Origin of the sequence: Spirulina sp. CCY15215 (assembly GCF_016888125.1) — a bacterium.
Taxonomy (GTDB): domain Bacteria; phylum Cyanobacteriota; class Cyanobacteriia; order Cyanobacteriales; family Spirulinaceae; genus CCY15215.
The window spans coordinates 15,456-31,758 of record NZ_JACSWA010000581.1; the positions used below are offsets into that span (position 1 = coordinate 15,456).

A 16,303-nucleotide genomic window follows, 5' to 3' on the forward strand; every position below is an offset into this window, starting at 1 on the left:
GTTAATTGTTACGTCTCAAATTTTTCATCTGAATGAAAATCCCAAATGCTTATAAGCCTCTTCCGTAGCAATTCTACCCCGCGACGTGCGGTTGATAAAGCCAATTTGTAAGAGATAGGGTTCGTAAACTTCTTCAATAGTTTTAGCATCTTCTCCCGTCGCCGAGGCCACCGCTTCTAAGCCCACAGGACCGCCGCGAAATTGTTCGATAATGGCACTTAAAACGAGGCGATCGGTCCAATCTAAACCGCGTGGATCGACATTGTAGCGCTCCATTGCTTCGGCAGCTAAGTCGCGATCGATTTCCGATTTTCCCTGCACGTGAGCATAATCTCGCACGCGACGCAAGAGACGATTGGCAATGCGGGGGGTTCCGCGCGATCGCCTCGCAATTTCCTCCGCACCTTCCAAGATCAGGGACATTTGTAATAAATTGGCAGTACGTCGAACAATTTCTGTGAGTTCATCTATTTCATAAAAACGCAGTCGCTGAATGAGACCAAAGCGATCGCGTAAAGGAGAAGTTAAAGAGCCAACATTCGTCGTCGCCCCAATCAAAGTAAATTGAGGTAGGGGAATGCTACGGGTGCGTGCAGTTTGTCCTTTACCGATAGTGACATCCAAACGACTGTCCTCCATTGCAGGATAAAGCAACTCCTCAGTCACCCGGTTAAGACGGTGAATTTCATCAATAAAAAGAACATCTCCAGGTTTGAGATTCACCAATAATCCGGTAATATCTCGGGGACGCTCTAAAGCTGGGGCGGCGGTAATCTTGCAATTAACCCCCATTTCCGATGCCAAAATTAAAGACATGGTTGTTTTCCCCAAACCAGGAGGACCATAAAGGAGAATATGATCGAGAGTCTCCCCTCGGGATTTTGCTGCTTGAATCGAAATTTGCAAAACATCTTTAAGGTCTTTTTGACCGATATAATCCTGAAGAGAGCGGGGACGAATGCTATCCTCATTATTAGATGTTTCTTCAACCCCTGCCGTAGCGATCAGCAGATTTTCCTCAAGATCGGCGTTTTCTGCTTTCTTGCGTCGCTTTTTGCGTTTTTGGGGGTCCGGTTGCGGATTTTGCGAGTTTTCGGATCGTTTAATCGCCATGATTCCTGTAAGTGCTTAACTAATAACTGGGGTTGAGGAATGCGATTCGCTCTACCTAATCGACCTGTTGATAATTGATAACTGAAAAAATGCTTGCGAAAAGAATTTTACCTTGTTTAGATGTTAAAGCTGGGCGGGTCGTTAAGGGGGTTAATTTTGTCGATCTGCAAGATGCAGGAGATCCCGTCGCATTGGCACGCGCCTACAATGAAGCAGGAGCCGATGAATTAGTCTTTCTCGATATTACCGCCACCCACGAAGAGCGGGGAATTATTTTGGATGTCGTTTATCGCACGGCGGAACAGGTGTTTATTCCTTTAACCGTTGGGGGCGGTATTCATTCTTTAGAAAATATTAAACAATTATTAAGAGCCGGTGCCGATAAAATCAGCATTAATTCCGCAGCCGTAAAGAATCCAGATTTTATTAATGCAGCCAGCGATCGCTTTGGCAATCAGTGCATTGTTGTGGCGATCGATGCTAGACGCAAAAAGGATTCTCCCGACCTGGGTTGGGATGTTTACGTGCGGGGGGGTCGGGAAAATACGGGACTCGATGCGATTAAATGGGCAAAGGAAGTCGTACAACGGGGTGCAGGAGAGTTATTAGTGACCAGTATGGATGCCGATGGAACTCAAGCTGGGTATGATTTAGCTCTCACTCGCGCGATCGCCGATGCTGTGGAAATTCCGGTCATTGCTTCTGGGGGTGCGGGGACGGTTCGCGATATTTATGAAGCCTTTAGTGAGGGGAAAGCAGAAGCGGCATTATTGGCTTCCCTACTGCATTACGGGCAATTGACGATCGCGGAGATTAAAGAATATTTACAACAACAGCGCGTTCCTGTCCGCAATCCGTAATATTCCCTACATTTTTTGGGGATTTTTCCTGCGTCTCTGAGAAAATTGTGTATTAGAATGGAGAAAAGTTTACAAAATTTAAGATTATGCTGATACCTATTTTAATATTTGATATTGCTCTGGTGGCATGGTCGTTACATTTGATGCAGGAGTCTTTTCAGCAGCAAGAGTTTTCCCTACTATTAGCGGGGCTTCTCGTTTCCGTGTCTGCTGGGGCTTTAATGGTCGTTTACTTTTTGATGAATCATTGTATGAGTTCTTTGTCCCAGATGGGATAGGCGATCGCCTTGATATTAAGTTAAATATTAATTTTTTGTAGAAGGGTTGACAAGACTCAGTTTTTTATGGCATAATGATAAACGCGCTTTAAATTAAGCTCCGGGGGTTATAGCTCAGTTGGTAGAGCACCTCAATGGCATTGAGGGGGTCTGCGGTTCGAATCCGCATAGCTCCATTAATATTTATTGATTATCAAATCATATATATAAACATTCCGCATTTTGCTGAGTTTTACTTAAGAGCCAAAAATTCTGAGTCTGGGGTTAGCGCGATCGCGATTCCAACGATCGGGGATAATATCTTTTAGTCCATATCGTCTCACAGTTTTAAAAACAGTCAATGAAAATTCTCGATTCCAAAGGGCGCTTATTTGGCAAACTTAGCATTCTCGATTTGGGTGCGGCTTTAGTTATTCTTTTAGTCATTATCGGTATCTTTTTTGTCCCTGGAACATCGGGTTCTTTAGCACAGGTTACTTCAACAAAGCCTATCGAAGTGGATGTAGTTGTGCGGGGATTAAGTGTTAAAAACGCCGGCGAACTTGTGCAAGAAATGCAAACAAAGGGACAAACAAATCTCGTGATTCGCAATCAACCCAGTGGTTCAGTAGAAATTAAAAGTATTGAATTGCTGGAAAGACAAATTATTGTTACTCAACCGGATGGATCAGTGAAAACGATCGCCGATCCCCGTACTGCTGCGGATACTTTCAGCACTGATATGCTGATTGTTTTGGCAGGGAAAGCACAAATTACTGATAATGGGGCTGTTTTGGGTAAAAATCAAATTAAAATCGGCACGGCGATCGAGCTTGATGGGCAAAGTTACAATTTTAACGGTAGCGTGATTGGAGTTCGCGTCGTCGAGTAGCCTATAACAAAGGGAGCAAAATGCTCCCTCTCTTGATGTTTTTGGAAAACAGAGTAAACTATTTTCTAGGTTTCTAGCGATCGGGAATTGACCCAAATGTTATTCCTCCGAATGTTGTACTGTCTAATGTTAAATTATCTAACTGTTCTTGGGTAACACCAGTAACATTATTAACTCGGATTTGAAAAGTTTCTCCATTTGCACCAACAAACTGTATAACGCCATCATTCCCAGTCAAACCAGCCCGGATTGTTGCGGGTTGACCATTCAGTGTAATCCTTCCAGCAGTTCCCGCATTCAACTGCGCTAAACCTGTTAAAGGATCGCCACTAATAGAAGCACCTTGTCCAGTGAAGTTATTAACAGTAATACCGATTGTTGTTCCAGCAATAGAAATTGTCGCTGAATTGAAACTTGTACGATTTACAGAAATATCTGCTATCGTACCGTTATTTCCTGTTAGTCTTATACTTCCTCCACTACCCAAAAAATTAACAAAACTACCATCATCGATCGCGGTTTGCAATCCAGGAGCAATATTGAGACTGAATGTTCCTTCTAATGTTTCTGTTCCACCAACACCAGAAGCTCGATTCAGGGCAATAAAGTTTAAAATTTGCCCTTCCAATGCTTGAATACGAACGGCTGATGAACCTCTCCCACTAAAAGGATCGGCAACACCATTAAGAGCATCTGCTAAAAAGTATCGCTTAAATCCTTCCTCTTCTACTTCCCCTCTACTGTTATCCTCTGAATCAGTATTCTCTGAATCAGTATTCTCTGAATCAGTATTCTCTGAATCAGTATTCTCTGAATCAGTATTCTCTGAATCGGTATTTTCTGAATCAGTATTTTCTGAATCGGTATTCTCTGAATCGGTATTCTCTGAATCAGTATTTTCTGAATCAGTATTTTCTGAATCAGTATCCTCTGAATCAGTATTTTCTGAATCAGTATCCTCTGAATCGGTATTCTCTGAATCAGTATCTCCCACTGGTTGAGGATTTGGAGTAGGTGTTTCCGAGTCTGTTGGGCGATCGGGAGAATCTTGTTCTGTTGGAGTTTCTGTCTCTGGTGGTGATTGTTGAGGAGGTTGTTCTATACGTTGGTATTGTTCTCTAAGTTCTATACTATCTTCCCCAAAGAAAATAATCTGAGCGATTTCCAGAGTGATTTCAGAGAGGCTAGATTGGATTTCTTGAGAAGAAACAGTTTTAACAAAAAGTAAACTAAAACCCCACAAAGAAAGATTTGCTAATAAAAAACTCCACAAAAACCGAGATTTTTTTGATCTTTTCATGATTTTTTCCTCGCTAAATTTTGATTGATAGTTTTAAAATCTTAAAATCTTAAAGTTGTCCGGATTGTGCCAACAAAGATCGTATTGTTATCCGATATATTTCCCGGATTGGTGACAATAAAAAATCCAGGAGTGATGGAAATATTATCATTCACCCTAAAATTATAGAACATCTCGAAATGGAGAGACGATCCCGGATCTTCAGGAACCGGACCTGTTCCGAGAAACAGTTTAGGAGGCTGACCTGCTAGAAAAGCGAGTAAATCACCTTCTCGACCGAAAGGATCGGCAATTCCTACAGAAAATAAATAGGTTTTGGTCAAAGCTGCAGCCGTTTCATCTAAACCAATTCCTCTGCTGTAAATCAGTCCTCCCCAGGCCCCTAATGTCACCTTTGGAGAAACCCGCCATTGTACGCTGCCATTGATAGCATGAATTTGGACAGGTGTTGCGGAAAAAAACTGTCCAGATGTATCAGCATTAAAACTCCCCGTAAAAGTGTCTAATCGACCATCTCGAGAGTATCCATTGACATAAGTAATCCCCGTAATTACATCCGATGTTGGTTGAGCTAATAACTGTACCCCAAAAACGCCATGATCGGCACCTAACCAGCCCTCTGTATTGCCTCCTCGCACCCCATAGGCAGCTTGCAACCGAATTTTGTTGCTCATTAACCAATCAATACCAATTCCCGCTTCAGGAGAGCCAATTTTAAAAACGGGACTGGCTTCTGCAAATCGAGAAATTGCACCTCGTCCCGAATCAAAATAGGCAGAATTGGCTGTTAAAACGTCACTGAGTTTAAAACCAATGGGTTTGACCGTTAAAACAAGTCGATCGCCAAAAATGGCTGTTCTGTATTCAATGGAGTCGAGAACAATTTCGTTATTCGTCCCGTTTTGAAACGAAAGTAAAGCCGTTCTAGTATTGAGAGAATTTGGACCTGCAAAAGCAATATCATTATAATTTCCAGCAGAGAAACTCAGACGAAAGCGATCGCGACCAGTAAAAGTCGAAACAATCCCTATCTTGGAGCTATAACCGAATATGGGTTCGGCTACTCCCGTTCCAGGTGGATCTCCTCCTGCACCCACTGCTAAAGCCAGAATCGCTTCTCCTCCAAAAATCACAGTGGTAGAAAATTGATTATCTTCTAAAAAGTGAAGACGGGATTCAAGATTATCGAGACGAGTTGAAATAATTGCGATCTCTTGCTCAAATTCTTGTTGCAATCGTTGCAGAATTTCAAATTCTTCTTGAGTCACTGCATCACTAAGAGTTTCTCCAAAGAGGAGTTCCATTTGTTGTAAGCAAGCATTTAAACCCGCAGCAAATTCATAGCGGTTGAGTACGCGATCGCCGCGAAAAGTTCCGTCAGGATACCCTGCAACGCAATTATAGCGATCAATGAGGGATTGGAGGGCAGAAAATGCCCAATCTGTCGGATAAATATCCCGTAATTGGTCAACGCGAGTCCCATCAATTGCCAAATATTCGGTGGCTGCAATTGTATTATTCCATTCGGGAGAAACTGGTGGGGATAAAATTTCAGGAACCATCGGTCTTTCTGTTTGCAATTCAATCGCGCTATTTCCACTGCCTGAATTTTTGATAAAATCTTCTAAAGAGATAGATTCTGTTATGGGGCGATCGAGTTCTTCTAAAGAGATAGATTCTGTTATGGGGCGATCGAGTTCTTCTAAAAATTCTTGATTTTTACTATCTTTGCTAACACTGAAGGGTTGCGATAAATTTCTTGATTTTAAGCTCTCTTCATTATCCTCAACCATCAACTCAGACCATTCCGGAAAAACTAAGGGAATAGGGAGAGTAGTGGACGGCAAAAAAACCATTGATGAGAGATTAGATTCTTCTACAAAACTGAGATTGGAAGCAATACTTGATTGAATAATCTGCTTTTGTATTGGCTTTGCTTGCACTGGAGTCTCAGCCAGAACACAAGCTGAGAAGAATAGCAATAGAGGTTTAATTTTGAATTTCATTTTCACTCACACCTGAATCAAAAAAGAATCACAATAGAAATATCAATTATTGCTCTTTTTAATCGCAATAATATTGACCGAGTAATAACCATTGACATCCCGATGTCGGACGATCTCGAAGCCGAGTTTCGAGATCGGTGAAGGAGTCATAAATATTATCGATCGCATCATTTTCATCATCATATATTCCTTGGGAAGTAAACTTTTCTTTGGGAATTGGTGTTAAAGCAGATTGAATCATTTCTAAACTCAAACTTTGTCGATTAAAGGGAATATTCATTCCTATGCGATCGGCTAAACTCTGAAAAAAGCTAAAACTTTGAGCGCTACTATAATTTTGATGTAACATATCAGGACTGTCAGTTGCAGAAAGGTTAGAAAGATGGGAATTTGTTGGGGCAACAGTCGAACAATCGCGATTAGATTTTTGTCCTGAACCTCGTCCGTGAACCCCAATTACGCGACCATTTTGATCGAAGACAGGACCACCACTCATTCCGGGACGAGTTTGGTCTAAATAAAAAATGCTATAGCCATTTTGACTAATTTGAGGATTGATTTTAGAGGCAAGAGAAGCCCATGCTAAACGACGCACCCTTCTTTCCGCACGAGTCCAACATAATTGCGAAATTGGGTCTTTCTCTTTTTCTGGATCTGGCCAACCCGATACATAAACTGTTTCTCCAACTTCAATTTCTTCAGTATTTCCCATTGTTGCAATGGGATAATCATTTGTGCTTTCAAAGCTCACAATTGCCAAATCTATGCCATCAATCGGATTATTATTTTGACTTGCGAGTTTACTTGAGTAACAGCCAAATCGCATGATTGTTTGCTGAGTTGAAGGAGATTTGTTTAAGGGACAGTTTCGACGATCGTTAATTTGTTGAACGAGATGAATCTTGCGATCGCTAGTACGAATCCCATAAGCAATATTCGCTTCCAAATCTCGTTGTTTAAAGTTATGAGTGACCGTCAAAACATAGTAAGTATTGCCGTTTTTTGCAATGAGAACTCCCGATCCCGGATTCCAAACTCCTCGACGATTTTTTAGGCTATCATCTGGACGATTGGGATTATTGCGATTTTCTTCGAGATCGTCGAGTAACTCCTGAGTTAAACTAGGGGCAATTAATACCGTTGTCTGCTTGGCAATAGAATTGATTTCCTCTAAAGAAACGTTAGCTTGGACGGGTAAAACGGGTAAAAATCCAAGACAAATTCCAGCAAAAACTTGTAATGCAATAGGCTTAGTAAACAACATATTCCGATCTAGAATTACAGGAGAAATAGAACAAATTCTCAAACAAATTTTACTACCACGATCGCGTTTGATGTGGCTCAAATAAAGATGGCTGAGAGGGTAAGCTCAATCTAGGAATATTGAACTCGGTTGGTGCTGGATTTGTTGTGATTCCTGTTAAACGCATTACGGTTTGAATAGGAATCGCCCAACTCGAACTTCTTAACTGCGATCGCGTGACTCCAGTTGGAAAAGAACCATCTTTAAAAACGTAGGGATTTCCCCAAAGCGGATATTTGCTGCGACCATTAATACCAATTAGTTGACCTTGACTATCCAGAAGTGGACCACCACTCATTCCCTGATAAACATTATTGGTATAACCCAGTTGATAGCCACCTAACAAAGCTCGATCCATTAATAGAGTAATGTGTCCTGTGGTAATGGTAAAGTCTTGAGAGTTTGGTGAATTAGTCTCTAGGGGAAATCCTGATGCAAAAACAGATTCTCCAATATTTAGATTGGTTGTATTTCGTGTTAATGCAATCTGATAATTGCGGGAACTTTGGAATTGTAATTCACCTAAATCGTCTCCATTGCTACCAGGGATATTCCCCACCGTAGCAAAATGTATTTGACCATCAGAGGTTTGGATTTGGTAATTTTGACGATTTCCAGCTTCTAGAACATGATCGTTTGTAATAACAGTATAGAGATTCCCTTGTTTCTTAATGAGAACTCCCGAACCCCATACTCTTCCTGCTAAAACCTTAACCGTAATATCTCGAGCAATTGATTGAATCTTTGCTTCTACAATACGGTTTTCTGTTTGGTTTTCTGTAGGACTAAAAACGTTAGCAGGGGAAACGGAATACTGAGGAACTGCAAAAGATTCATTTTCACCAGAGTTAGGAGGGTTGAAAAATTCTGACCCTCCTAGTTGAAGAGAAGACGATTCTCGTTTGATTCCAGATGGATTAAAAGTGGGTCGCTGAAATTCTCGTTCTGGAGAAAAATCAGGCTCTAAGTACGTTTCTGGAAGAGAATAAGCGGGTTGATTGAAATTACTAACTTGCAAACCCAATAACAATAGCCCACTGCAATAACCTATTGTTGGCAAAAGTTTATACATAGTTTACACATTATGTGAAATTCAATTGAAGCTAAAAGGACAATAAGGAAAAAACAGGGAGACTCGAGTTTCTTTTAAGGAAAGAAACTCGAGGATATCATGCACCAAACACATTTAACTATCGCCAACCCCCAGAACCTCCGGATTGATTTGCGGGTTGTTCTGTTGTGTTAGAAGTTGGTGAGGAAGATGGTGAGTCACTCGCTGAGTTGACTGCTTCAGGTTGGACAGAACTCAGAAATTGGTTAAAGTCGATATAAGGACCGAGATCGTCTTCACTTTCATAGAGAACATCACTTGCTCCCGTAGAGATATTAAAGAGACGTTGAATTGTACTTGTCGCATTAGAGCCAGGTTTGAGGGTAAATAATACCGTATCTCCAGCACAGGGACGACCATGAGCGCTGGCAACACAAACCACCGCTTGACCGTTAATATAACCTGTTGTGATGTAGTCTAATCGACCGCTATTGTAAAAGTTCTGAAATCTTGCTGATACTTCTTGACAGCGCCTCATGGGAGTATAGCCTGAACCGCTAAAGTAATCGGAGTACCAACGAACAACGGGTTTGTGTGAATTGTCGGGGAAAACGGCGTAAGTTGTCGGTAATCCTGTATTCACATTAACTTTGCACTGGAAGTTCACGTCAGCAGCGTGGCTGGGAGCTTGAGCAATACTCACTGCTCCTAGAGTCATCACTCCTGCTGTGAGAAGATGCGCGACAGTTTTGAGTTTCATAAGAAGGTAATCACAAATTTGATTCACTACGTTGCCATCATAATACACATTTTATAGATATGCAATAAATTTTTTCTCTTTTACAAGATCTTTTTTTACGGAAAAAGAGCAAAAAATTGTTGGGAAAATCGATCTCAAATGATCCTAACATTCAAATTCATAATTATCTTGTTTATGTAAGGGCGATCGCGAACTTGCGATCGCATCACTATAGTTCAGGAATCATAAAAGATGAGGCGATCGCGATCGAGCAACAATCATGCCTGCCCTTTTTGAATGCGATCGCGGTATAATTTGTCTATCTATAGTTTACTCAAAAACAATCTATGCAAGCCTTAAAACTCAAAGGAAAAATTGATGAGTCTGGTCATTTAATTATTTCCGAACCTATTAATTTAACTCCCGGTGAAGTCGAAATCATTATTTTGAAATCTGCAACACGAGAGACAACAACCCTCCCAGTTCCTGAAGCTGAGGAAATATTATTTAAAACAGCTTTAAGTTCTCTAGGCAAACAACTCGAAGAGATGGCCAGCGATCCACAAATCCAAAAAGAAATCAAGGAGATCGGGTGCGAATTTGCAATTGCTGAGATGGACGGACTAACAGATATATGACTATTCAAAGAGGAGAAATTTATTTTGTCAACTTAAACCCCATACAAGGAAAAGAACAGGCCGGAACAAGACCTGTTTTAATTCTTTCTGTCGATGATATCAATAGATTACCTCTAGTAGTAACTTGTGTTGTCGGGACAAAAGCTGCGAATATTAACCGTGATTTTCCCACCAATGTCAGAATTTCCTCAGAAGAAAGCGGATTACCTTTAGAAACAGTTTTTCTCTGTTTTCAGATTCGTTCCCTCGATCGCGATCGCTTTCCCGAACAGCCAGCAGGTCGCTTATCCCATGAGAAAATGTTGGTAGTTGAGGAGACTGTTCGCTATTGTTTAGGGTTGTAACTCTTTGCTAGTTTAACTGTATTTTAGTAAAATATACTGCGATCGCATTTAGGGTGTTAACTCTTTCTCTGACTCCTTGTATATTTGATAGCGATCGCAAATTACTGTTCCTATCTAAGGCGATCGCCAATCTCCATCACTAATTACTCAAATCTATATGTTTCTCAATGAAATTCGTGTACACTTCCCCCGCTAAAAAAGCAGGAGAATTTAATATTTTGGCATGAAAATCAATCGTTGTCGGAATTCCCGTAATTGCACATTCCTGTAAAGCGCGTTTCATGCGACGAATTGCCATATCTCGATTCGGTCCCCAAACAATTAACTTGCCGATTAAAGAATCATAATAAGGGGGGATTTCATAATCTGTATAAACATGAGAATCAATCCGGACACCGGGACCACCAGGGGGTAAATACGCGCTAATTCGTCCTGGATGAGGGCGAAAATTATGCTTGGGATCTTCCGCATTAATACGACATTCGATCGCGTGTCCCCTGAGTTCAATATCGTCTTGTTTAACCTGCAATTTCTCCCCTTGAGCAATGCGAATCTGTTCCGTAATTAAATCTAATCCCGTAATCATTTCTGTAACCGGATGTTCTACTTGGATGCGGGTATTCATCTCCATAAAATAGAAATTTCCCCCTCGATCCATCAAAAATTCTACCGTCCCCGCACCAACATAATCGATCGATTTTGCCGCATTAACCGCCGCATCTCCCATCTTTTTGCGTAACTTGGGCGTAAGTGCGGGACTTGGAGCCTCTTCCAAGAGTTTTTGGTGGCGGCGCTGAATCGAACAGTCTCGCTCTCCTAAGTGAACAACATTACCATGAGAATCCGCCAGAATTTGAATTTCGATGTGACGAGGACAATCGAGAAACTTCTCCAAGTAAATCCCCCCATTGCCAAATGCTGCCTCTGCTTCCCCCTGGGCGGCTTGGAAGAGGCGCACTAGGTCTTTTTCATCCCGTACCAAGCGCATCCCTCGTCCCCCTCCCCCCGCCGTAGCTTTGAGAATGACGGGATAACCAATTTTATTCGCCAAAGTGAGGGCTTCTTGTTCGTTGGACAATAAACCCTCACTCCCCGGTAAGGTGGGGACTTTTGCCGCTTTCATGGTTTTCTTGGCTGTGGATTTGTCCCCCATGGCCATCATTGCTGCGGGAGTCGGTCCGATAAAAACAATTTTGTGATCCGCACAGATTTCCGCAAACCTGGCATTTTCCGCCAAGAAACCATAACCAGGATGAATTGCTGTGGCATTGCGAGTCAATGCGGCGGAAATAATATTAGGAATATTAAGATAACTTTTATTACTGGGAGGAAGACCAATACAAACGCTTTCATCCGCCAATTGGACGTGAAGCGCATTGCGATCGATGGTTGAATGAACGGCAACGGTAGCAATCCCTAATTCTTTACAACTGCGGAGGATTCGCAAGGCAATTTCCCCTCGATTGGCAATCAGTATCTTTGAAAACTGCATTATGGGTAATAAATATCGGTAATGGGTAAATGGGTCGTAATTTATAGTTCGGGTTCGGATTCGGGATTATCTGGGCTATCTTGGTGACGCTTGGATAATTCCGTCGGAGGGCGATCGCTACTCCAGGCCCACCAGACCCGATCGCACTCGCATTGGTAGAATTCTTGCCATTTGCGCTGATAATTTTCACTAATTACCGGGGCGCGGCGATTGATCCAAACGCGGTTTGCCTGGTGAGAGGACGCACCACAATGAGGACAGAAAAATTGCAAAGCGTGGGTGGCACTTTGCGTCCATTGAGGGGAGATGGGATCGAAGGCTTCCATAACTTCGGCGATCGCAATTTGTTGTCTCTCTAGCTTATCAGGGGAACGATTTTTCTCTCTAAGACTTACGCATTAGCTCTCTCTCGGACGTATAACGAGCAAGATTCCCCCACTACGATGATGATAGAATAAGAGCGTCACGCTTCCTCATTGCGTCAGTCCTAATCAAATAAAGTGGAACCTAATGCAATCGCCTTCAGAAGATTTCCTCGAAAAACCGATCGCCGATCCTCCCGATCCTCCCTCATCTAAACCGCGATCGGGGTTGGGGGGATGTGTCGGGAGTCTCTTTCTCTTAATTTTTGGTAGCAGTGTTGCTGGAATTTTGGGCATTGTTGTCGCGATTAACAATCCTCAAGCAACAGGACAAAAACCGCCTTTGGTTTGGGTCTGGGAAAAACTGCCTTGGGGAAGTCAGAAGGAAGCAACAAGAGAAGCGATCGCCCCAGAATCTCCTCCCGATACGGCAACCCAAGCACTGCAACAGAGGGAACAACTGCAAGCGGAAATTGCCAATTTAGAAAAACAATGGCAAACCCTACAGACGACTACAACACAATTGGAACAACAGCTAGAATTACCTGTAGTCTCTGAAGACCCGTTAAATGACCGCTTACAGGCACTCCAAGAGAAAGTGCAGTCACTCCCTCCTATTCCTTCTGCTACATCGGCAACTTCTAACGCGATTTCTTCTAGCAAAGCGTCGCTACCTGGAGATAAACTGAAAGTGACATTGCCCAGCGATTTACTTTTTGCTAATAATAGCGAGTTATCCCCCGATGGCAGCGTACTTTTAGATGCGATCGTCACGGATTTGGCCAAGCATAAAGGGGCAACAATTCGCATTGCAGCACATACAGATCCGAGTAATTCTCCTTCTGAAAGTCGAGAATTATCTTTTCAACTTGCCCGTATAGTGGAGCAATATCTCGCCAGTTCTCTACGGGGAAATTATCGTTGGGTGTCTATTGGTTACGGTCAATCTCGCCCCCTTGTGGCGAATAATACTGACAACAACCGCCAGCGCAATCGCCGCATTGAAATTGCTGTAGATTAGTTTCAGTAGGGTGGGCAGGGGTAATTCTCGATATTTTTCAAGTTCTCTTCATATACCTTGCCCACTCTGCCAATCACTACAATACCTGATGATTGAGGTAGTGCGAGCATCTTGCTCGCTGTTTTTACAAAACTGAGATGCGCCCATGAAAATTGTTTTTTTTGGTACACCACAATTTGCTGTTCCCAGTTTACAACTGTTGTTACAAGAGCCGGAGATTGAGGTTTTAGGAGTGGTGACGCAGCCCGATCGCCCCCGAGGAAGGGGCAAAAAATTGCTGCCTTCTGCGATTAAAAAAGTCGCCCTAGAAGAGCAAATTCCGGTTTGGCAACCTAAAAACCTTAAGAAGGCCAAGAAAACCCTTAATCTCTTGCGAGAAGCGGGTGCAGATGCGTTTGTTGTCGTTGCTTATGGTCAAATTCTTTCCCAAGAAATCCTCGATCTGCCGCGTTTGGGTTGTATTAATGGTCACGGTTCCCTTTTACCGCAATATCGAGGGGCGGCTCCTCTACAATGGTGCTTGTATAATGGGGAAACTAAAACAGGAATGACCACTATGCTGATGGATATTGGCATGGATACGGGGGCGATGTTATTACAATCTTCTGTGGCGATCGCCCTTCTCGATAATGCCCTACAACTGGCAATTACTCTCTCGGAAAATTGTGCCGATTTATTGGTTGAAACTCTATTTAAGCTCAAAACTGGAGAAATTCAACCCATTCCCCAAGATAATAATTTGGCAACTTATGCCCCTTTAATTCAAAAATCCGATTACATTTTGGATTGGAATCGTCCCGCGATCGCGTTGCACAATCAGATTCGGGCATTTTATCCCTATTGCGTCGCCCAATTTCGCGAAAAACCCTTGAAAATTCTGGCCACAATTCCCGTAGGAGAAGAATGGCGATCGCAATTACCCCCAGAGATTCAACAAAGATTACAATCTATCGCCAATTTATCCTCGATGACAGGACAACCAGGGGAAATAGTCGGTTTTGTCAAAAAATTAGGCGCGATCGTGCAAACAGGTGCAGGATTATTGCTCCTGCAAGAAGTACAATTATCGGGCAAACGTCCTCAGTCGGGTTGGGATTTTGTCAATGGTACTCGCTTAACCATTGGAGAAAGGGTAAATTAGTTACTCAAATTAATAACTTAGGATTTACGCATTTACCCACTAGCGAGCAAGATGCCCGCACTACCATAACAATAGAATACGGGAGTGGGAGCGTCTCGCTCCCTAGCTGCGGAAGTCCTATAACTGAATCGTCGATCGTCGATCTCTAATCATTAACATGGCGCGAGTTGTTTTAGAAAAGATTTATAAAAGTTTTGCCAGTTCCTTGCATCAGCATCGCCTCGATAATACCTCGCGATCGCCTAATTCAGTCGCAAAAGAACAAACAGGCGATCGCAGTGTTAATGTGCTGCAAGAAATTGATTTAACCATAGAAGATGGAGAATTTATGGTCTTGGTGGGACCATCGGGATGCGGTAAAAGTACCTTATTGCGAACGATCGCCGGATTGGAAGAACTCACAGCCGGTAATATTTATGTAGGCGATCGCCTCGTCAATAATTTGCCCCCCAAACAGCGCGATATTGCGATGGTGTTTCAAAGTTATGCCCTTTATCCCCATCTATCGGTTTACGATAATATCGCCTTTGGCCTGCGTCGCATGGGTAAAGAAGAGAAAGGGAAAACATTACCCGATCGCTTGGGACAATGGGGAGAAAACTTTTGGGGTGGGATAACGCGATCGCTACCCTCAGTATGGCGCTATCGTTCCCAACGAGAAAAGGCCATCTTGCAAAGAGTACAAGGAGTCGCGGAATTATTGCAAATTGAGGAGTTATTAAATCGTTTACCGAGACAACTTTCCGGGGGACAAAAACAGCGCGTTGCTTTAGGAAGGGCGATTTCTCGCAATCCCCAAGTATTTTTAATGGATGAACCCCTCTCCAATTTAGATGCTAAACTACGGGCAGAAACTCGCAGTCAAATCGTCCAATTACAGCGAGAATTAGACATTACCACCATTTACGTCACCCACGACCAAACCGAAGCGATGACGATGGGCGATCGCATTGCAGTGATGAATAAAGGGGAACTCCAACAAATTGCCAAACCCCTCGAACTGTACAATAATCCTGCTAATCGTTTTGTCGCACAGTTTATTGGTTCCCCTCCCATGAATTTTTTAACCGTTAAAGTCGATTCTTCTCTTAGTTTAAGTGGTGATGGCTTTTCCTTAACCTTGGGAACAGAATGGGAAGATTATCTTGTACCTTATCAAGGGCGATCGTTATGGTTAGGAGTTCGTCCAGAACACCTAGAATTAAGTTCTGCTACTAACTATCATTTATTAGTCTGCGTCGATCTCGTCGAAGCATTAGGAAATGATACTTATTTAGCAGTACATCTTGCCAGCAACTCCAAATCTCAAATGCAAGTCCGTATCTCCCCCGAAGAAAAAGTGAGCCTCCAAGACTCACTATATTTATCATGTCTAACCGACAAAATTCACTTGTTCGATCCCGAAACAGAGAACAACATTCGCCAGTGAATTACCCACTCCCCACTCCCGAAAAAATTCCCCCTCTGCTATTATGGTTGATGTTGTTCTTTAACAAAACGGGTTAGGATTCAAGCGTTATGGATATTTTGACATTAGGTTGGGTTGGTTTGCTGGCACTCTTTACTTGGTCGATCGCGATGGTAATTTGGGGTCGTAACGGATTTTAAAGATTTAGGAGTCTCAAAAGCATGGAAATCTCAACCCGTATGCCTTTGCTCAGTATTCTGTTTCTGGTTGCCGTTTTACTTCTTGGGGTTATCAGTATCGGAATTCTGTATTTATCTGTATTAGAGTGGCGCGATCGCCGTCGTGCATCGGATGATAAAAGAATAAATTGATTGTG

19 protein-coding genes and 1 tRNA gene are annotated in these 16,303 nt (G+C 42.6%); 12 read left to right on the forward strand and 8 right to left on the reverse strand.

Annotation, left to right across the window (positions count from 1 at the left end):
• Nucleotides 1-24 precede the first annotated feature (24 nt).
• On the reverse strand, nucleotides 25-1,113 hold the full coding sequence (ruvB, locus tag JUI58_RS20665) for a Holliday junction branch migration DNA helicase RuvB (protein ID WP_204105709.1): 1,089 nt from the start codon (nucleotides 1,111-1,113) through the stop codon (nucleotides 25-27).
• A gap of 89 nt (nucleotides 1,114-1,202) precedes the next feature.
• Here ruvB and hisF point away from each other — a divergent pair, with 89 nt between their 5' ends.
• The 4 genes from hisF to JUI58_RS20685 all read left to right on the forward strand — a co-directional run bounded on the left by hisF (nucleotide 1,203) and on the right by JUI58_RS20685 (nucleotide 3,122).
• A complete protein-coding gene (gene hisF / locus JUI58_RS20670; RefSeq protein ID WP_204105710.1) occupies nucleotides 1,203-1,973 on the forward strand; it encodes an imidazole glycerol phosphate synthase subunit HisF in 771 nt (256 codons plus the stop codon).
• Nucleotides 1,974-2,059: 86 nt separating this feature from the next.
• Complete coding sequence (locus tag JUI58_RS20675) at nucleotides 2,060-2,251, forward strand: hypothetical protein (protein WP_204105711.1); 192 nt, start codon at nucleotides 2,060-2,062, stop codon at nucleotides 2,249-2,251.
• A gap of 103 nt (nucleotides 2,252-2,354) precedes the next feature.
• Nucleotides 2,355-2,427, forward strand: a tRNA-Ala gene (locus JUI58_RS20680).
• A 164-nt stretch (nucleotides 2,428-2,591) separates the two neighbouring features.
• Complete coding sequence (locus JUI58_RS20685; RefSeq protein WP_204105712.1) at nucleotides 2,592-3,122, forward strand: DUF4330 domain-containing protein; 531 nt, start codon at nucleotides 2,592-2,594, stop codon at nucleotides 3,120-3,122.
• Nucleotides 3,123-3,195: 73 nt separating this feature from the next.
• On the opposite strand, the gene JUI58_RS26725 is transcribed toward JUI58_RS20685, so the two are convergent.
• From JUI58_RS26725 to JUI58_RS20710, 5 genes are all read right to left on the reverse strand, one after another.
• On the reverse strand, nucleotides 3,196-4,422 hold the full coding sequence (locus tag JUI58_RS26725) for a hypothetical protein (protein ID WP_239121616.1): 1,227 nt from the start codon (nucleotides 4,420-4,422) through the stop codon (nucleotides 3,196-3,198).
• A 41-nt stretch (nucleotides 4,423-4,463) separates the two neighbouring features.
• A complete protein-coding gene (locus JUI58_RS20695; protein ID WP_204105713.1) occupies nucleotides 4,464-6,428 on the reverse strand; it encodes an iron uptake porin in 1,965 nt (654 codons plus the stop codon).
• 58 nt (nucleotides 6,429-6,486) lie between these two features.
• Complete coding sequence (locus JUI58_RS20700; protein ID WP_204105714.1) at nucleotides 6,487-7,692, reverse strand: serine protease; 1,206 nt, start codon at nucleotides 7,690-7,692, stop codon at nucleotides 6,487-6,489.
• A 52-nt stretch (nucleotides 7,693-7,744) separates the two neighbouring features.
• The gene (locus JUI58_RS20705; protein WP_204105715.1) at nucleotides 7,745-8,803 is read right to left on the reverse strand and encodes a serine protease; all 1,059 of its coding nucleotides are present in this window, start codon (nucleotides 8,801-8,803) and stop codon (nucleotides 7,745-7,747) included.
• 118 nt (nucleotides 8,804-8,921) lie between these two features.
• Complete coding sequence (locus JUI58_RS20710) at nucleotides 8,922-9,542, reverse strand: COP23 domain-containing protein (protein ID WP_204105716.1); 621 nt, start codon at nucleotides 9,540-9,542, stop codon at nucleotides 8,922-8,924.
• A 119-nt stretch (nucleotides 9,543-9,661) separates the two neighbouring features.
• On the opposite strand from JUI58_RS20710, the gene JUI58_RS20715 reads away from it, so the two are divergent.
• From JUI58_RS20715 to JUI58_RS20725, 3 genes are read left to right on the forward strand one after another with little or no spacing between them, the layout of a single operon-like run.
• Nucleotides 9,662-9,835: a hypothetical protein gene (locus JUI58_RS20715; RefSeq protein ID WP_204105717.1), complete on the forward strand. Its 174-nt coding sequence runs from the start codon at nucleotides 9,662-9,664 to the stop codon at nucleotides 9,833-9,835.
• 33 nt (nucleotides 9,836-9,868) lie between these two features.
• A complete protein-coding gene (locus JUI58_RS20720; protein WP_204105718.1) occupies nucleotides 9,869-10,159 on the forward strand; it encodes a hypothetical protein in 291 nt (96 codons plus the stop codon).
• Entirely contained in the window at nucleotides 10,156-10,503 is a 348-nt protein-coding gene (locus tag JUI58_RS20725) for a type II toxin-antitoxin system PemK/MazF family toxin (RefSeq protein WP_204105719.1), read from the forward strand. The genes JUI58_RS20720 and JUI58_RS20725 overlap by 4 nt, the downstream gene beginning before the upstream one ends.
• A 139-nt stretch (nucleotides 10,504-10,642) precedes the next feature.
• Here the strand turns inward: JUI58_RS20725 and accC are convergent, their stop codons facing one another.
• Nucleotides 10,643-11,995 (reverse strand): acetyl-CoA carboxylase biotin carboxylase subunit, encoded by a 1,353-nt coding sequence (gene accC, locus JUI58_RS20730; RefSeq protein WP_204105720.1) that lies wholly within the window; start codon nucleotides 11,993-11,995, stop codon nucleotides 10,643-10,645.
• 41 nt (nucleotides 11,996-12,036) lie between these two features.
• Nucleotides 12,037-12,321 (reverse strand): hypothetical protein, encoded by a 285-nt coding sequence (locus JUI58_RS20735; RefSeq protein WP_204105721.1) that lies wholly within the window; start codon nucleotides 12,319-12,321, stop codon nucleotides 12,037-12,039.
• A gap of 184 nt (nucleotides 12,322-12,505) precedes the next feature.
• On the opposite strand from JUI58_RS20735, the gene JUI58_RS20740 reads away from it, so the two are divergent.
• The 5 genes from JUI58_RS20740 to JUI58_RS20760 all read left to right on the forward strand — a co-directional run bounded on the left by JUI58_RS20740 (nucleotide 12,506) and on the right by JUI58_RS20760 (nucleotide 16,298).
• Nucleotides 12,506-13,378: an OmpA family protein gene (locus tag JUI58_RS20740; protein ID WP_204105722.1), complete on the forward strand. Its 873-nt coding sequence runs from the start codon at nucleotides 12,506-12,508 to the stop codon at nucleotides 13,376-13,378.
• 145 nt (nucleotides 13,379-13,523) lie between these two features.
• Nucleotides 13,524-14,519 (forward strand): methionyl-tRNA formyltransferase, encoded by a 996-nt coding sequence (gene fmt / locus JUI58_RS20745; protein ID WP_204105723.1) that lies wholly within the window; start codon nucleotides 13,524-13,526, stop codon nucleotides 14,517-14,519.
• Nucleotides 14,520-14,676: 157 nt separating this feature from the next.
• Nucleotides 14,677-15,948: an ATP-binding cassette domain-containing protein gene (locus tag JUI58_RS20750; protein WP_204105724.1), complete on the forward strand. Its 1,272-nt coding sequence runs from the start codon at nucleotides 14,677-14,679 to the stop codon at nucleotides 15,946-15,948.
• An 89-nt stretch (nucleotides 15,949-16,037) separates the two neighbouring features.
• Nucleotides 16,038-16,127, forward strand: a complete 90-nt coding sequence (gene petN, locus JUI58_RS20755; protein ID WP_204105725.1) for a cytochrome b6-f complex subunit PetN — start codon at nucleotides 16,038-16,040, stop codon at nucleotides 16,125-16,127.
• Between the two features lie 21 nt (nucleotides 16,128-16,148).
• Nucleotides 16,149-16,298 (forward strand): hypothetical protein, encoded by a 150-nt coding sequence (locus tag JUI58_RS20760; protein ID WP_204105759.1) that lies wholly within the window; start codon nucleotides 16,149-16,151, stop codon nucleotides 16,296-16,298.
• Nucleotides 16,299-16,303 lie beyond the last annotated feature (5 nt).

What these genes read in the sequence shown, in the direction of transcription:
- ruvB (WP_204105709.1), bottom strand. Translation starts at nt 1,113, where the DNA reads ATGGCGATTAAACGATCCGAAAACTCGCAAAATCCGCAACCGGACCCC.
- hisF (WP_204105710.1), top strand. Translation starts at nt 1,203, where the DNA reads ATGCTTGCGAAAAGAATTTTACCTTGTTTAGATGTTAAAGCTGGGCGG.
- JUI58_RS20675 (WP_204105711.1), top strand. Translation starts at nt 2,060, where the DNA reads ATGCTGATACCTATTTTAATATTTGATATTGCTCTGGTGGCATGGTCG.
- JUI58_RS20685 (WP_204105712.1), top strand. Translation starts at nt 2,592, where the DNA reads ATGAAAATTCTCGATTCCAAAGGGCGCTTATTTGGCAAACTTAGCATT.
- JUI58_RS26725 (WP_239121616.1), bottom strand. Translation starts at nt 4,422, where the DNA reads ATGAAAAGATCAAAAAAATCTCGGTTTTTGTGGAGTTTTTTATTAGCA.
- JUI58_RS20695 (WP_204105713.1), bottom strand. Translation starts at nt 6,428, where the DNA reads ATGAAATTCAAAATTAAACCTCTATTGCTATTCTTCTCAGCTTGTGTT.
- JUI58_RS20700 (WP_204105714.1), bottom strand. Translation starts at nt 7,692, where the DNA reads ATGTTGTTTACTAAGCCTATTGCATTACAAGTTTTTGCTGGAATTTGT.
- JUI58_RS20705 (WP_204105715.1), bottom strand. Translation starts at nt 8,803, where the DNA reads ATGTATAAACTTTTGCCAACAATAGGTTATTGCAGTGGGCTATTGTTA.
- JUI58_RS20710 (WP_204105716.1), bottom strand. Translation starts at nt 9,542, where the DNA reads ATGAAACTCAAAACTGTCGCGCATCTTCTCACAGCAGGAGTGATGACT.
- JUI58_RS20720 (WP_204105718.1), top strand. Translation starts at nt 9,869, where the DNA reads ATGCAAGCCTTAAAACTCAAAGGAAAAATTGATGAGTCTGGTCATTTA.
- JUI58_RS20725 (WP_204105719.1), top strand. Translation starts at nt 10,156, where the DNA reads ATGACTATTCAAAGAGGAGAAATTTATTTTGTCAACTTAAACCCCATA.
- accC (WP_204105720.1), bottom strand. Translation starts at nt 11,995, where the DNA reads ATGCAGTTTTCAAAGATACTGATTGCCAATCGAGGGGAAATTGCCTTG.
- JUI58_RS20735 (WP_204105721.1), bottom strand. Translation starts at nt 12,321, where the DNA reads ATGGAAGCCTTCGATCCCATCTCCCCTCAATGGACGCAAAGTGCCACC.
- JUI58_RS20740 (WP_204105722.1), top strand. Translation starts at nt 12,506, where the DNA reads ATGCAATCGCCTTCAGAAGATTTCCTCGAAAAACCGATCGCCGATCCT.
- fmt (WP_204105723.1), top strand. Translation starts at nt 13,524, where the DNA reads ATGAAAATTGTTTTTTTTGGTACACCACAATTTGCTGTTCCCAGTTTA.
- JUI58_RS20750 (WP_204105724.1), top strand. Translation starts at nt 14,677, where the DNA reads ATGGCGCGAGTTGTTTTAGAAAAGATTTATAAAAGTTTTGCCAGTTCC.
- petN (WP_204105725.1), top strand. Translation starts at nt 16,038, where the DNA reads ATGGATATTTTGACATTAGGTTGGGTTGGTTTGCTGGCACTCTTTACT.
- JUI58_RS20760 (WP_204105759.1), top strand. Translation starts at nt 16,149, where the DNA reads ATGGAAATCTCAACCCGTATGCCTTTGCTCAGTATTCTGTTTCTGGTT.